Genomic DNA, 14,229 nt, shown 5'->3' with positions numbered 1-14,229 from the left:
TTCTTGTATAATGAAATACAAATTTCTTGTCCTAAAATAAGTCTAACGGATCCGAAAGTTTATAATTCTTTCGGACTAAATGGCGCTTTTATGCACGAACGATCGATTTACAAAAGGATAGCTTTCCATCTTTTCCCGTCTAGATCAATCTTCACCTTAGTTTGATCGTAGGACAAATCGTCACCGGTTTTGCGTAAGGATCCGTCCTTCTCATGCACGTTAGCCAGCACGAATCGATTTTCTCCCAATTTGACCAAAGCAAGAGAATAAGGAGGCTTCCAAGAGAATCCGGGATTCATATTGACGGTAGTGGAAGACCAAATCGTTCCCGTTTCTCCCGGATCCGCACCTAAACGATTGAGTTTGAGTTGGGCTAATTTAGGAGGTGCCGACTTACGCTCCGTTCCCGGCGCTTTCTTAGCGAATAACGCAACGGAATTAATGCTATCAATTCCGCCGTTTCCTCCCAAAAGGGATAGTTCCGGAAAAGCGGATTCGGTTTTGCCTAACTCTCCCGCCTGTGCATACAAACCGTACTGAACCGCTATATCTACAAGTCCGGTGGCTGCGGATATGGACATGGCAGCTTGATAATTCAGAATTCCGCCTAACTTGTTGATTTGGATTTCCTTTCCGTCGGAAAGCTTAAGACCGCCTTGCTTCAGGGAGGATACGACATTCTTCTTTCGTATTTTAAAATATTCGGAAGATTGCATGATCACCATTCCGGTGAAACAATCGTAAATCCATGCGTAATCCACTTCTTCTCTCTTGTATCCGGAGGAGGAGAATAGTTTCTCGGCGGAGTTTCCCGCAGGAGATCCGAAGTCACCCTTAAGGATAAAATATTCGCTATGGGCCGTATGCGAAGCACCGACCAAATAAATAGGGTTCAGATCTTTTCGAATCCATCCCTTCTTCTTCCATTCTTCCGCGGTTTTTTCGGATACGAGCAAGGTTGCGAAGCCGTGATCGGTTACGATAGCAATCATAGGAGTAGGATACGGATCTGCGATATTACGATTAAGTTGTTTGTCCGTGATTTCCTGTCCGTAAGAATGAGCTCTAGGATTTCCGATCGCATTCGAACGAAATTTCTTGGTGATATCCGCAAGATCCTGAGAAGTAATTCCTTCTTCGAACATCATTCTCTTCATGAGAAGACCGTACATGGAGATAAGAGTGGCTCCGTTATCCAATTCATATTCCGGATGGCATACGGTTTCGTTCACTCTCTTGAGATCCGAAACCAAACGAAATGCGGACTTTGGAATATCCGCGCCGGCCACGAGAACGACCGCGTCCGGATTATCCACTAGGATCGTTCTCGCCTGGCCGATTGCTCCAGTAACGCTTGCGCCTCCCAAATCAATCAAGTGAGCTTTCATTCCCGTATATCCGAGTTCGTTCGCGATTCTCACAGTGTGACCGTAACCGCCTTTTCCCAGAGATGCCGCCTCGATACTCACGAAGTCCGTGATCTCGGAAGCCAAGGTCTCATTCTTCATACCTAGAAAATGCAAAAGCGTTTCGATGGATTTTTTATAATGGTGGAATACCTTCTGGGATCCGTCCCAAGCCTGGTATTCCGCTTCTGAAAAATCCTTAATCGTACTGTCCGCTACTCCTAAAAGAACGGGATAATTCATTCCTAACTCCTGAATATTATAGGGCTCCGGGAGGAATCACTTTGCATTCTCCCTTGCCGATGGTTTCTTTCTTTTGATTGGTCCACTCTATGTTCATGGCGACGGCTTTCAGTCTTGGAATTTTTTCCTTCACCTCCACCGTACAAGTGATCGTATCTCCGGGATAAACCGGTTTGCGAAATTTAGTGGTCGTCTCCAAGGCAATCGTTCCCAATCCTGGAAGCTTCATCCCCAGCACGGGAGCCAGTAAGGAAGCCGCCAATCCTCCGTGTGCTATTCTTGTGCCGAACTGAGTCGTCTTCGCATACTCCTCGTCGACATGCAATGGATTGAAATCCCCGCTGATTCCCGCAAAGAGGTAGATATCCGTCTCGGTAATTGTCTTAGTAAAGCTCGCCTTATCTCCGATTTGAATTTCGTCGAAGCTCTTGCCTTTTTCGTACATTCAATATTCCTTATGTATTTAGATATTATGCGCCAACGGCTCCTAAGACGCCGTTCTTCAGGAATTCCACGCAATCTCCCACTTCTTTTTCTACGGAAGGAAGTTCGGAGAATAATCTCATGAGATTTTTGGTCTTTTCAGCATCCAGTTCCTTTAAAAAATGAACGCTTTTAAAGAATCTGCATCCTGCATAGAAGATTAGAATCTTGAGATCTCTGATTCTATCTTCGGATTTATATTCCGAAGTGGAATTAGCTACGTCCCAGAAACCCAATTGCACCGTAGTAACGAAGACCGCAAGATCGGCAAAACCGAATTCAAGAGGTTGCTTTTTCTTTCTGTCGGAATGCTCTCCGGCGCTCCGGAGAAGCTCTTTTGCCGCGGAGAGAATCTTTTCTTCCGGACTATTTGCCAGAAGCTTTTCGGATTTGCTTCTGATTTCTTCCGGTTGAGAAAGTTGTAATACTTCCATCAATTTATCGAAACCTTTGTATGTGGAAGAGATAATGCTCTTTTGAACCTCGGTAGTTCCTCCGCCGATAGTGCCGAGCCGAACGTCCCTATACTGACGGCTTACGGCGCATTCTCTCATATAACCCATTCCGCCATGGATCTGAACCGCGTCACTCGCCACTTCCTCGGCGGTTTCAGTCACAAAGACTTTCAAGGCGGAACTTTCGAAAGGAAGACTCGCACTCGGATCCGAATCCTTTTTACGTGCAACGAAATATATCAATCTACGGGAAGCGCAAAGATAAGCCCAGTTACGTGCGATTTTTTCCTGAACTCCGAAGAAAGAAAGGATAGGCTTACCGAATTGGTGACGTTTCCACGCGTAATCCAAGCTGAGTTCCAATCCGAATTCCATTCCGCCGGGAACTGCCGCCACGAGTACGGTTCTTTCCCATTCCAAAGTTCCTTTTCCGATTCGAACAAATCCAGAGTTCAGAGGTCCCAAAAGATTTTCATCCGGAACGAACATATCTTGGAATGAAAGCTCCGCAGTCATCGAAGTGTTATGTCCGAGTTTCTTTAGAACCTTACTCACATGGAAACCTTTCATATTCGATTCTACTATGAAGGCGGAGACTCCCATGGGGCCTCTGGATTTGGTGGTTCTGGCCATCACAATGAAAACCTGGCCGTTCGGTCCGTTCGTAATATATAATTTGCTTCCGTTTAGAATAAAGCCTCCGTCCACCTTAGCGGCGAACGTATTCATAGCCGCAGCATCCGATCCCGAATCCGGTTCCGTAAGCGCGAGTCCCGCAATCCATTCGCCGGAGGCAAGTTTAGGAAGATATTTTTTCTTTTGTGCTTCTGTTCCTTGGAATAGAATAGGAAGAGTTCCTATGATCATATGCGCACCCCAAGACAGACCAAATCCTCCGTCTAAGGAACCTGCGTTAAACGCTTCTTGCGCGATACAACACTGGAGACATGTTCCACCCTGACCGCCGAATTCTTCCGGAACGGGAATCCCCAAGAGTCCCATACTTCCCATTTCTTTCCAGATAGAGTCTCCCCAGACGGAATGCTCGTCTCTTTCTTCTACGCTAGGAAAAACCCTTTCTTTAGCGAAATCCTTCACCATTTCATAGAATTCCAGATCGGAAGAACTTAAGTATGGGTTCAAAAACATATGATTCTCCTAAATTCGGCCTAATTCTTAGTCAGGTCCGAGACTTCTTTTTTAAAACTATCTAATATTTCGTTTCGCTTCATCTTTAGGGTGCGCGTCATTTCCCTATCCGGATCGAAAGGCCTCGGGACTATATAAAAAGCATTCTGAGGTATCACTTCGAAGGCCTTGAATCCGTTCTTTCTGGAAATTCTTGCGGATACTTCCGACTTAAAGATCTCCCTAATTTTCGGATGGGAATTCCAAACGTTTGCATCCTCAGGAAGATCCGGAAATTCCGCCCTCAATCGATCGAAGTCGGGAACGATCAACGCGATCAAATGTTTGGATTCGTGCCCGGTTACCAATACTTGGTTCACATAGGGAGAATTGAGTAACTGATCCTCTATCGGAACCGGTTCCACATTTTCTCCTCCGGCCAATACGATCGTATCTTTTGCCCTTCCTGCAAAGACGAGCTCGTTGCGATAGTTGAAGCGCATGATATCACCCGTATCGAAGAAGCCGTTCTTATCGAACACCACTTCGTTCAACTCGGGTCTCTTGTAATAGCCCATCAGAACTTGTTTGGATTTTACCCAAAGACTTCCTTTAGCTCCGCCGTTTACGATATTTCCTTTTTCATCTTTTAGAATGCATTCGTATCCCGGGATAGGAGTTCCTACCGTTCCGGGTGAAGGTTGTCTAGGTTTACGAATGGAAAGGACCGCCGAGGTTTCCGTCATTCCGTATCCTTCCAGCACGATCAATCCGATAGCCGAAAGGAACTTATCCACTACGGAAGGAAGAGCGCTCCCAGCTGAAACGGACACCCTCAATCTTCCGCCTAACGCTTTGTGGATGGGTTTAAAAACGAGAATAGCCCCTAATTTTAAAGGTGATAGAAGAATCAAAAAGAGCAAAGATACGAACTTACGATATAAATAAGCGATCGTATTCGGTTTCTTAATTCTGAAATCGTAACCCAAAAGAACCGCTTTTTGACTCGCCCAAATTTCTCCTATCTTCAGGAAGAATCCGAATATTCCCTTCTTGATCGCGGATTCCTTCGATACTTTGTTTATAATACCGCTATATAAGGATTCCCAAATTCTAGGAACGGATGGAAATAGAGTAGGTTGGAATTCCTTCAAATCCTCCTTTAGGTTGCCGATATTGGAAACCAAAAATCCGGCGCCTAATTCGACGATACAATACTCTATCGCTCTTTCAAACGCATGCCAAGGTGGTAATAGACTAACCCCGGAATCCTTGGAGTCCAATTGAACGAAGCCGATCACTTTTTCCACAGCGGAAATCCATCCGGTTTGATTCAACATTACGCCCTTCGGGGCTCCGGTCGTACCGGAAGTATAAATCAACGTGGCTAGTTCGGAAGGAGATTTTTCCTTTAATCTCTTACGAATTGCGTCCGGATTCGAAGAAAGATAACTCTTCCCTTTTTCAATCAAAGAGGAAATAGTTTCCGGTCCCGACTTCAAGTCTCCTATATCGTTTTCCATTACGAATACTTTCTTTAAACTAGGAAGTTTTGAGGAAAGATTTACGAGCCTTTGCTTGTCCTTTTCTTTTTGAACCACCGCGTATTTGCTTTCGGAATGATTCACGATATAAAGAATATCCTCGTCCACAACGTCAGTTCCTCTTGGAACGGAAACGGCTCCTGCGGAAACGATGGCGATATCCCCTATGATCCAGTTTTGGCTCGAATCGCATAAATATAATATCTTATCGTCCTTTTGGACGCCTTCCGATATGAAACCGGCCGTAAGCTGATCCACTAAGGATTTGATCTCGGAGAAGGTTCTTCCTTTGATTCCCTCCTTGGTTCTACGAGAAAAGCTTTCCTTGTTTGGAAAATTCGCCGCAGTTTTATCCAGCATATCGTAAAAATATTTTTGATTCGTTTCCAAAAGACCCCCTCTAAATGCCGCTTATCCAAGGCGATAAACCCGCACGCACGGAAACACTACTTTCGACGAGTTGTGCTTCAATCGATTTTTGTAGAAAGATCGAATTCCGACATATAATGAACGTTTGTTTACGAAGTACATAACTAATGCCATTCACTTCAGGATCGTTCTGTCAAAGGCGTTTCGTATTTAGAAAGACATTCTTTGCATAAACAATCTTCGTATATTTCCCTTATATTCTGAAGTGCGTTCGAATCCAGAGTAACGCTTAAACACCAGCAAGAAGATTCGCCCGCTCTGCAATCGAAAATGTTACTACATCCGGGACATATCTTACTCGTCATAGATCTATGATGGATCGGAAGGATCAAATTTCAATCCTTTCCGTTTCTTACGCAAGGATAGTAAGAATAAATCGGCGTTGAGCTCGGAAGTTTGGACTCTTAGATGGAAATGCCGTTTTCAGAAAGAAGATTTAGGAATTCTTCCTCAGAAACGACCTGCACTCCTAATTCCTGAGCCTTATCCAGCTTAGAACCTGCGCCCGGGCCAGCGAGAAGATGAGTTGTTTTAGAAGAAATCGATCCGACCTTTTTGCCGCCGTAGTAGACTACCAAATCCATAGCCTTATCTCTTGGCTGAAAATTTTCGAAAGAACCGGAGACACACCAGATCTGGCCGGCAAACGGTTGCTTTTCCGATTTCTGGACCGGATCGGCCTTCATCTTAAGCCCTGATTTCTTCAATTTATCGATCAATGTTAGGATTCTTTTATCGGTAAAACTTTCGGCGATCGCCTGGATCGTCGACGGGCCTATCCCCGGAATTTCTAATAGAGCTTCCGTTTTTTTAGGGCTCTTCGCCGCGGAAATAATGGAGTCCATGGAATCGTAACCGTGCTCCGTTAAGAGTTCGGAAACCTTAGGACCAATTTCGCGAAGCCCCAAAGAAGAAAGAACGAATCGGAAATCCTTCTCTTTGGATTTTTCGATTCCATTCAGAATGATGGAAACGCTCTTTTCTCCGTAACCTTCTTCTTGCATTAATTTTTCTTTATGCTTTTCGAGAGAATATAGACCGGCCAAATCCTTGATGTATCCCTGGTCGTACAAAAATTCCACCTGCTTCTCACCTAGACCCTCTATGTCCATTTGCTTTCGAGAACAGAAGAATATGATTCCGTTTTTGACCCGATCCGGACATTCCGGGTTCGGACAGAAATAATCCACGGAATCTTCTTTTTTTTCCGTCTTGGTTTTACAGGAGGGACATTTTAGAGGGATCTTAAAGACTTCCTTTCCCGGAGTGACGACCTCTTCCACCGCAGGGATGATCTCTCCCCTTTTGGAAACGCGAACAACGGCGCCGATGCCGACCCCTAATTCGTTTATATAATCCTGATTATGTAGAGTTGCGAAAGTTACCGTCGTTCCGGCTAGTACGATCGGTTCAATCTCGGCCCTCGGAGTGATCTTGCCCGTCCTACCCACGGCGTAATCGATACCTACGATCTTACTCTCTTTCATGACCGCATCGAATTTAAAGGCTCTGGCCCAACGCGGAGAATGGGAAGTGTATCCTAGCGATTCCCTTCTGGATAAGTCGTTCAGTTTGATCACCAATCCGTCTGTCGGAAATCCGAGCTTTTCTTTTTTCTTTTTAAAATTCTTTATGGCGTTAGATACTTCCTTTCCTTTTACCAATACCGTATCCGGAGGAAGGGGGAACTTCAGTTCTTCCGCTTTTTTCATCACTTCCGCATGAGTCTTAAACTTGGATTTGGTTCCGGGGAAGAATGCGTCATAGACGAAAATTCGAAGAGGTCTCTTGGCAACATCGGCCGAATTCTTCTGCTTCAAGGAGCCGGAGGAAAGATTTCTAGGATTCGCATATTTTCCCTCATAAGCCTCGTTGAATTCCTCGAAATCGGAGAAAGTCATATAGACCTCGCCCCTCAGATAAACGGAAACGGGTTCGTTCAATCGTAGAGGAATGGAGCGGATAGTCCTCACATTTTCCGTGACATCGTCCCCGATTCCGCCAGTACCCCTAGTCACCCCGTTGGCTAAAATTCCATTTTCATAATATAACATCAAAGAGGCTCCGTCTATCTTCCATTCCAGAGAATATTCGCCTTCGGGATCCGTCTTTTGGACCCAATCCAGGAGTTCCTCCTCGTTATAAGTATTCTCCAAAGATAAAACGGGAAGTTTATGGGTGAACTTTTGAAAATCCTTATCCAGATCCGATCCCACGCTCAACGTAGGGCTTGCGGGATCCATCAGTTCGGGAAATTTTTCCTCCAAGGCTTGGAGTCTTTTGAATAAATGATCGAAATCGTAGTCGGAGATTTCTGTCTTATTCTTTACATAATATAAATATTGATGGTGCCGTATTTTTTCCTCCAAGACCCGCATTTCTTTTTGAGCCTGCTTCGAGTCGGTAGGAAGATCTTTGGAAACGACGGCGGCCTTCGGCGCTTCCTTTTCTTTTTTGGATCGGGTCGATTTTTTTGCGGGAGCGGGAGTTTTTTTCGGCATATCTTTCTACTCCTGTTTAGAACACGAGTTTCCTTTCGGATCTGATTGTTAAAGTGAGTATCTTTGGATCTGTGTAAGATCCGGAACTTGGACTAGGAAGTCAGTATTGCCCTAGTCCAACTTTCATATAATCCATAGGATCGGTCCGATTGGATTCTCCTATCCATACTTCGTAATGTACGTGAGGTCCGGTTACGTTTCCTGTCGCACCCACGGTTCCGATCATCTGGTTTTTGTGGACGGAGTCCCCTTCTCTCACGAGCAGTCTAGTGCAGTGACCGTAGAGACTATAGTATCCGTTTGCGTGAGCGAGCACGATATGATTTCCGTATCCTCGAGGAGAGTAAATGGCTCGATATACTTTTCCGTCTCCAGTTGCATAGATAGGAGTTCCCGGCACGTTCGCCAAATCCACACCGTCATGGAATTCCATGTATCCGAAAGTGGGAGACCTTCTCATTCCGTAATAAGAGGTCAGGTTATAAGACATCAAAGGTTCTCCGAATGGCAGAGAATTCATAATACCGTATCTAGTATCTAAGAAATCGAAAACAGAATCCACGAGAGCGCGATTCTTATCCATTGCGACTCGTACGGAGCGATATCCGTAAATCTCGGAAAGATAGGATCTTCCCAACATCAGGTCTTTGTCCGCCGCCTCTTCCAATTTCAGTTCGTTATTCGCTAAATCTTCGGAGTCGGATTCTTCCGGAAGTTTCAGAAGTTCTTCCGATTCTCCATCCACTAAAGAATGAATCTCCTGTAGATTTTCCGTAAGACTAGTGAAGTCGTCTCGGATATCTCCCAAATTCTCGCTGTATTCGATGTACTCGTCGAAGTATTTTCCGTAAACGGAAGCGAGGGCGTTGATCTGGATTCTTGTATTATTATATTTTACGATTCCGAGGACTGCGATTCCTACGATGGCAAATAGCAGACCGACTAAAAAGAAGATCGTGAATATGGAAATCTGAAAGTGAAAGGATTTATCGAAACCGTGAGGAATGAGAAGAACGGTCAGTCGTTGGTGCCCTTTCTCCTTAACCTGGTCGATGCGTTTTTTGATCATCTTTTCCACGGTCGAATTCCCCCTGGAAGAAGGATTCCGACCGGGAAAAATAGGGTCAAGTGGAAAGTACGTTCAACCGAATTCCATACTTCGGTCTTAATGTGACTAAAGGCTCCATAACCACAGGAACCTTAGAATCTAAATCGAAACGGCTATTTTTTACCACCATCGCCAAGACCAAAGCGGCCTCCGTTAAGGCAAAAATATTGCCGATGCAAATCCTTGGCCCTCCTCCGAAAGGCAAATAGGCATATTTCGGACGATTTGCGGAGCGCTCCTCGTCGAAACGATCCGGATCAAAACGATCGGGGTTCTCCCAAAAATCCGGATCCCTATGAACGTTGAAGATACAAATCGAGATATTGGTTCCCGCAGGAACATCATAGCCGCCGACTTGGTCAGGCCCCATTGCCGTTCTTTCTATGACCCAAGCGGGCGGGTACATTCTTAACGTCTCATCCACGACCTTACGAGTATATGAAAGTTTTTGAATGTCTTCCAGACCGGGTGCCTTGTTCCCCAATACCTCCTCCGCTTCCGCTTTGATTTTTGCATATACGTCCGGGTTTTGAGTGAGTAAATAGAACGCCCAAGAAAGAGCGTTCGCAGTGGTTTCATGTCCGGCCAAGAGAATGGTAATCGCCTCGTCCCTAACCTGAGACTCGCTCATTCTTTCTCCGGTCTCCTCATCCCGAACTTCGAGCAACATGGAAATCAAATCGTTGGAAGGATTCTTCTTACGTTGTTCGATCAATTCCTCCACAACCGAATGCATTTCCAAAAGAGCTTTCTTCAATCTCCGGTTCTCCGGAGTAGGCCAATGAAAAGGTAAAGGAAAGAGTCTCGTGATTCTCCTTGTCGTTAGTTCCAAAGCGACCTTCAAAGCCGCTTCGATTCTACTTGCGTAACTTTCCACTTCGGTCCGAAAAAGGGTCCGACCGACGATCGCAAATGTAAGTCGCATCATCTCCTTGGAAATATCCAAAGAAACGGGAGAAGAGGACCTCCATCGAGAAAGCATCTTCTCGGTTTCGTCCCCCATGATTTCTACGAATTCGGAGATTCTTTGCCTATGAAACGAAGGTTGGATCAGCTTTCTTTGCTTCTTCCAAAATTCTCCCTCGCTGTTGAGTAGACCTTGTCCGAGAATTCTTCCCAATTCCTTATAAAAAACGCCTTTATGATAGTTCTGACTGTTTTCTTGGAGTACCCTTCGTATATCTTCCGGTTGGGTAATGAGGTGAAAAGGGATTCTTCGTATACCGAAACGAACGGTTTTACCGAATTTTCGATTCATCAATCGGAAGAATTCGATAGGATTCTTTGCCAGTAAGGACAAATAACGTAGTGCGGGTAGTCCGAAAACTCCCGGCGGAAGATTTAACTTTCTTTTACCGACCGAAACCGTCGTATTTTCTTGGAGGGAAAGCACGGTATTGCTCCTGGCTCGAAATCGAGCGCCTTCTTGGATTGATCACCCAACCAATCCCAAGCCGCAATTCTATGTATCGGTCGCTATAGGAGCAAGAGGTTTCCGAAGAATACTCCGGAAAAACTCATTGCCTACGTTCGAAAGATGTTTCTATTAAAGAATCCACATCCATTAGATTAGAATGAGTCGGTAACTCCGCAGTAGATTCGTCCTGAGTTAATTCGGGTGTTTGCATACTCGTTTCGGCATCCTCGAAAGTGCCTTCGATCTGCTCTTCCACCCAAACCTGCCAATCGCCCGACTCGGATTCTCCTTGGGGTTGTACCCAAAAGGAAGAGACTCCCAAGAAGCCGATTAACGCTCCACCGAAGGATATGGTTAAAAAACGTCGAACCAAAGAAATTCTGCGGGTACGGATCACTTTTTCGGAGATACTATTACTCCAATCGTAGCTTTCCAACCTACGGAAAATTTCTTGGTCCAACTTTTCCCTATTCTTATCTTCCATAAACTTAGGTTCTTAAGTCTCCTGATAGAAAAGCTTCTTTAACATCTGCTTTCCTCGGAAGGAACGGGATTTAACGGTTCCTTCGGGGATTCCCAATTTCTGAGCGATCTGTTGTTCCTTATAACCTTCGGATACAAGAGCGAGTACGGACTTATACTTCCAAGGTAGATTCGAAATCAAATCCTGGATCTCCAACTCCAAACCTCTTTCCTCGAATTCCTCTCTAGGATTGAGAATGGAGTCCTGGGTGACTTTTTCCTTCAAACGCATTGCAAGATTTGCCTGACGCATGCGTTTTTGGTTCATCCTGAGGGATTCGTTTCTTGCGATAGTATACAACCAAGTGCTGTGGGAAGAATCTCCCCGAAACTTATTGGCCGCCAAACTTTTATAGGCGCGAATATAAGTTTCCTGAACCACATCGTCGATGGAGTCGTAAAACTCCTCGTATAAATTCTTTTTAATCGCAGAAAGCACGATATGCTTGGTTGTTTCGATTAGACCCGCAAATTCCTTTTGATCCATTTTTGTCTTCCTTATCGGAGAATGCCCGGTAGGGGCAGAATAATTCTTTCGGGAACGAACAAGTTCAAGGGGAACCCGGGAGCTTCCCTATGCTCCTCGGGTAGGGTGACGGTTTCCCTTTCCTTCCCCTTTTTTCTCTGCTCTGAAGTTAAGACCCTTTCGATCGCTAGCCGGTGCGCGATTTGGTTCATCCGGATTTCGGATGTATACCTTCCAATCGCATGAACAAGCAGCCTGACTTTTACCAGATCTGGATTTTCGTCCATTAGTAAAAGTTCGAGTTCCACTTGTTTCGGAGATAAAAGGCGGAGCCATCTTTCATGCTCACTCTTGAATCTACGATTCAGCTTAGCGATGCGTTCAAGTTGCGGATCTGTTAGAGTATAACGATTACGGAGAGAATCCAGGTCTCCAAACAGGACTCCTGCCGCCTTTTCGGTACGGAAAGAAACTAGGGCCCTGGCTGCTTTATTGGACTGGAAACTAGGTCGGTTCTCTTCGGAGAAAAGATACGCCGGCATCAATAAGATACCGGCCAGAGCAACTCTGACGAATGAATTCAGGAGATTCATGAGTCTGACTCGGTTCATAACCTAGCGTATCCTAAGACCCCAAATTACCCGCCTCGTTTCCAAAGATCGACTCGAAATTTCGAGGTTCTGAAAAAAAGAGGGGTACTGGCAAGAGAACATAATTTTAGATCGAAACCGGAAGAAAGCGCGAAAAATTCTTCCCGTCGTTATAGGAATTACTATCCTCGAATCGCTTTTATGAAGACAGGAACCCCGACCGAAAGACAGGAAACGGAGCCTCGCAAACCGTGGAAGGCCAGAATCCGTCTCATTCTACTCTTTGCGATCAGTCTTTGCATAGGCATTCCTGCCTCGATAGACCTTTCCATCGAATGGGAATATGAAAATCGAACCCCTCACGCTGGAAATTATCGCTCCTTAAAACCGGCCACGGTGGCGATCGTTCCCGGCGCCTCCGTATACAAAGGAATTCCTTCTCCCGTTTTGCAAGACAGATTGGATTGCGCGATCGAACTGTACCGACAAGGAAAAGTGAGAAAGATACTACTCTCCGGAGACAACGGGACTAGCTATTACAACGAAGTGAAGCCCATGCTCGTTTACGTTCTGGAAAGAAAGGTATACGAAAAGGACGTGTTCGTGGATCACGCAGGATTTCGAACTTTGGATACTCTAGTACGTGCCAAAGAGATTTTCCAAGTTAAAGACGCGATTTTCGTAAGCCAAAAATTCCACCAACCCAGAGCCGCCTTTATCGCAAAGAAGATCGGTTTGGAATTTCAATCCTACGAATCGGATCGGAGACTTTATGTGAGCGGTCCTTTCAGTAGATTCAGGGAATTTTTCGCCAGAACTCTGGCCTGGGTAGATATGAATCTAACCAATACTGCCCCCAAATTTTTAGGAAAGCCGTTTCCCATAGAAGGAAGCGGAGTTAAGACGTGGAAGGGTTCCGTCATTTAGGAATAGATTCGGATTTTTGAATATTCTCGAAGATCTCTATCACCGCATCTTTTACAGATACCTTAGGCTCCCAACCTAGAGCCTTAAGCTTGGAGTTGTCTCCCAGAGAACGGACCATCTCCATCGGTCTCATTCTTTCCGGATCTTGCTTAGCTAAAACTTCGGTCTTCGCAGCCTCGATGATCCATTGCAAAATTTGAGAGATGGAGGTTTCTTTACCGGAAGATATATTATAGATCTCTCCGCTCTTTCCGAATTCGGAGAGAAGAATATAGGCTCTTACCACGTCCCTAACGTGTAGGAAGTCCCGAGTCGGAGTCAGATCTCCCACTTGAATTTCCGCAGGATTGGATCCGCTTTTCTTGGATATACTTTCCAACACTTGTCTGCAAAAATTCGGAACTACGAAATTCGGATTCTGGCCTACTCCGATATGATTGAAAGGCCTTGCAATCAAGGCTCGGATATTCTTGGAAGAACGAGCATACTGTAAGCAGTATTCCTCCGCGGCAACTTTGGATGTGGCATAAGGATTTACGGGGCCCACCGGATGATTTTCCGAGACGGGCAAATTTTCCGATTTCAAATTTCCGTAAACTTCGGAGGAGGAGATATAGACGATCTGCACAGGCTTACCGGAAAGTCGAAAGTATTCCAGTAAGTTGAGGGTTCCTCCCACATTGATCATCAATGTCTCTTGGGGATTCTCTATAGCCCTTGGAACGAAGGCCTGCCCTGCAAGATGGAAAACGATATCCGGAGAAAATGAACCCAGAGTGGCGGATAGAGAGTCGAAATCCCTTAGATCGCAGAATTTATACGGAAAGGCGAGTTGCTTATCGGAAGGCCGAACTCCTAAGCCAAGAATCTCCCGATCCTGATTCTCCAAAAGTTCCCGCGTCAAATATGTCCCTACGAATCCGTCCGCTCCGGTTACCAGGTATTTCATCGTCGATTCTGCAACTCTTCCCGCAATAAATTGTTTTTATATAAGATAGTAAGGACGGCTA

General features: G+C 45.3%; 13 protein-coding genes. 1 reads left to right on the top strand and 12 read right to left on the bottom strand.

Annotated elements, in window-relative coordinates; all coding sequences use genetic code 11:
• Positions 1-107: 107 nt before the first annotated feature.
• The 11 genes from LEP1GSC061_RS16185 to LEP1GSC061_RS16140 form a co-directional block, all read right to left on the bottom strand.
• On the bottom strand, positions 108-1,649 hold the full coding sequence (locus LEP1GSC061_RS16185) for a thiolase C-terminal domain-containing protein (protein ID WP_016546189.1): 1,542 nt from the start codon (positions 1,647-1,649) through the stop codon (positions 108-110).
• Positions 1,650-1,665: 16 nt separating this feature from the next.
• Positions 1,666-2,094, bottom strand: a complete 429-nt coding sequence (locus tag LEP1GSC061_RS16180) for a MaoC family dehydratase (RefSeq protein ID WP_016546769.1) — start codon at positions 2,092-2,094, stop codon at positions 1,666-1,668.
• Between the two features lie 25 nt (positions 2,095-2,119).
• Entirely contained in the window at positions 2,120-3,736 is a 1,617-nt protein-coding gene (locus LEP1GSC061_RS16175; protein WP_016546579.1) for an acyl-CoA dehydrogenase family protein, read from the bottom strand.
• A 20-nt stretch (positions 3,737-3,756) separates the two neighbouring features.
• Positions 3,757-5,649 (bottom strand): AMP-dependent synthetase/ligase, encoded by a 1,893-nt coding sequence (locus tag LEP1GSC061_RS16170; RefSeq protein ID WP_016546621.1) that lies wholly within the window; start codon positions 5,647-5,649, stop codon positions 3,757-3,759.
• Positions 5,650-5,807: 158 nt separating this feature from the next.
• The gene (locus LEP1GSC061_RS22160; RefSeq protein WP_415751839.1) at positions 5,808-5,993 is read right to left on the bottom strand and encodes a cysteine-rich CWC family protein; all 186 of its coding nucleotides are present in this window, start codon (positions 5,991-5,993) and stop codon (positions 5,808-5,810) included.
• A 99-nt stretch (positions 5,994-6,092) separates the two neighbouring features.
• Positions 6,093-8,066, bottom strand: coding sequence for an NAD-dependent DNA ligase LigA (ligA, locus tag LEP1GSC061_RS16165; RefSeq protein WP_052006568.1), 1,974 nt, complete (start codon positions 8,064-8,066; stop codon positions 6,093-6,095).
• A 223-nt stretch (positions 8,067-8,289) separates the two neighbouring features.
• A complete protein-coding gene (locus LEP1GSC061_RS16160) occupies positions 8,290-9,267 on the bottom strand; it encodes a M23 family metallopeptidase (protein ID WP_016546415.1) in 978 nt (325 codons plus the stop codon).
• A gap of 46 nt (positions 9,268-9,313) precedes the next feature.
• Positions 9,314-10,690, bottom strand: a complete 1,377-nt coding sequence (locus LEP1GSC061_RS16155) for a cytochrome P450 (protein ID WP_016546059.1) — start codon at positions 10,688-10,690, stop codon at positions 9,314-9,316.
• A gap of 124 nt (positions 10,691-10,814) precedes the next feature.
• A complete protein-coding gene (locus tag LEP1GSC061_RS16150) occupies positions 10,815-11,198 on the bottom strand; it encodes a hypothetical protein (protein ID WP_016546178.1) in 384 nt (127 codons plus the stop codon).
• A 12-nt stretch (positions 11,199-11,210) separates the two neighbouring features.
• Positions 11,211-11,723, bottom strand: a complete 513-nt coding sequence (locus tag LEP1GSC061_RS16145) for an RNA polymerase sigma factor (RefSeq protein WP_016546566.1) — start codon at positions 11,721-11,723, stop codon at positions 11,211-11,213.
• Between the two features lie 11 nt (positions 11,724-11,734).
• Entirely contained in the window at positions 11,735-12,295 is a 561-nt protein-coding gene (locus LEP1GSC061_RS16140; protein WP_198014280.1) for a Spy/CpxP family protein refolding chaperone, read from the bottom strand.
• Positions 12,296-12,493: 198 nt separating this feature from the next.
• Here LEP1GSC061_RS16140 and LEP1GSC061_RS16135 point away from each other — a divergent pair, with 198 nt between their 5' ends.
• Positions 12,494-13,219, top strand: a complete 726-nt coding sequence (locus LEP1GSC061_RS16135; RefSeq protein WP_016546278.1) for a SanA/YdcF family protein — start codon at positions 12,494-12,496, stop codon at positions 13,217-13,219.
• Here the strand turns inward: LEP1GSC061_RS16135 and LEP1GSC061_RS16130 are convergent.
• Positions 13,212-14,168 carry a GDP-mannose 4,6-dehydratase gene (locus LEP1GSC061_RS16130; protein ID WP_016546161.1) on the bottom strand — a complete coding sequence of 319 codons (957 nt, stop codon included), beginning with the start codon at positions 14,166-14,168 and terminating at the stop codon, positions 13,212-13,214. The two genes, LEP1GSC061_RS16135 and LEP1GSC061_RS16130, sit on opposite strands and share 8 nt — an antisense overlap.
• Positions 14,169-14,229 lie beyond the last annotated feature (61 nt).

The organism is Leptospira wolffii serovar Khorat str. Khorat-H2 (assembly GCF_000306115.2).
Taxonomy (GTDB): domain Bacteria; phylum Spirochaetota; class Leptospiria; order Leptospirales; family Leptospiraceae; genus Leptospira_B; species Leptospira_B wolffii.
Note: the sequence above shows the minus strand (reverse complement) of the source record. Positions and strands in the feature narration are given on the sequence as shown.

What these genes read in the sequence shown, in the direction of transcription:
- LEP1GSC061_RS16185 (WP_016546189.1), bottom strand. Translation starts at nt 1,649, where the DNA reads ATGAATTATCCCGTTCTTTTAGGAGTAGCGGACAGTACGATTAAGGAT.
- LEP1GSC061_RS16180 (WP_016546769.1), bottom strand. Translation starts at nt 2,094, where the DNA reads ATGTACGAAAAAGGCAAGAGCTTCGACGAAATTCAAATCGGAGATAAG.
- LEP1GSC061_RS16175 (WP_016546579.1), bottom strand. Translation starts at nt 3,736, where the DNA reads ATGTTTTTGAACCCATACTTAAGTTCTTCCGATCTGGAATTCTATGAA.
- LEP1GSC061_RS22160 (WP_415751839.1), bottom strand. Translation starts at nt 5,993, where the DNA reads ATGACGAGTAAGATATGTCCCGGATGTAGTAACATTTTCGATTGCAGA.
- ligA (WP_052006568.1), bottom strand. Translation starts at nt 8,066, where the DNA reads ATGCGGGTCTTGGAGGAAAAAATACGGCACCATCAATATTTATATTAT.
- LEP1GSC061_RS16150 (WP_016546178.1), bottom strand. Translation starts at nt 11,198, where the DNA reads ATGGAAGATAAGAATAGGGAAAAGTTGGACCAAGAAATTTTCCGTAGG.
- LEP1GSC061_RS16145 (WP_016546566.1), bottom strand. Translation starts at nt 11,723, where the DNA reads ATGGATCAAAAGGAATTTGCGGGTCTAATCGAAACAACCAAGCATATC.
- LEP1GSC061_RS16140 (WP_198014280.1), bottom strand. Translation starts at nt 12,295, where the DNA reads ATGAATCTCCTGAATTCATTCGTCAGAGTTGCTCTGGCCGGTATCTTA.
- LEP1GSC061_RS16135 (WP_016546278.1), top strand. Translation starts at nt 12,494, where the DNA reads ATGAAGACAGGAACCCCGACCGAAAGACAGGAAACGGAGCCTCGCAAA.
- LEP1GSC061_RS16130 (WP_016546161.1), bottom strand. Translation starts at nt 14,168, where the DNA reads ATGAAATACCTGGTAACCGGAGCGGACGGATTCGTAGGGACATATTTG.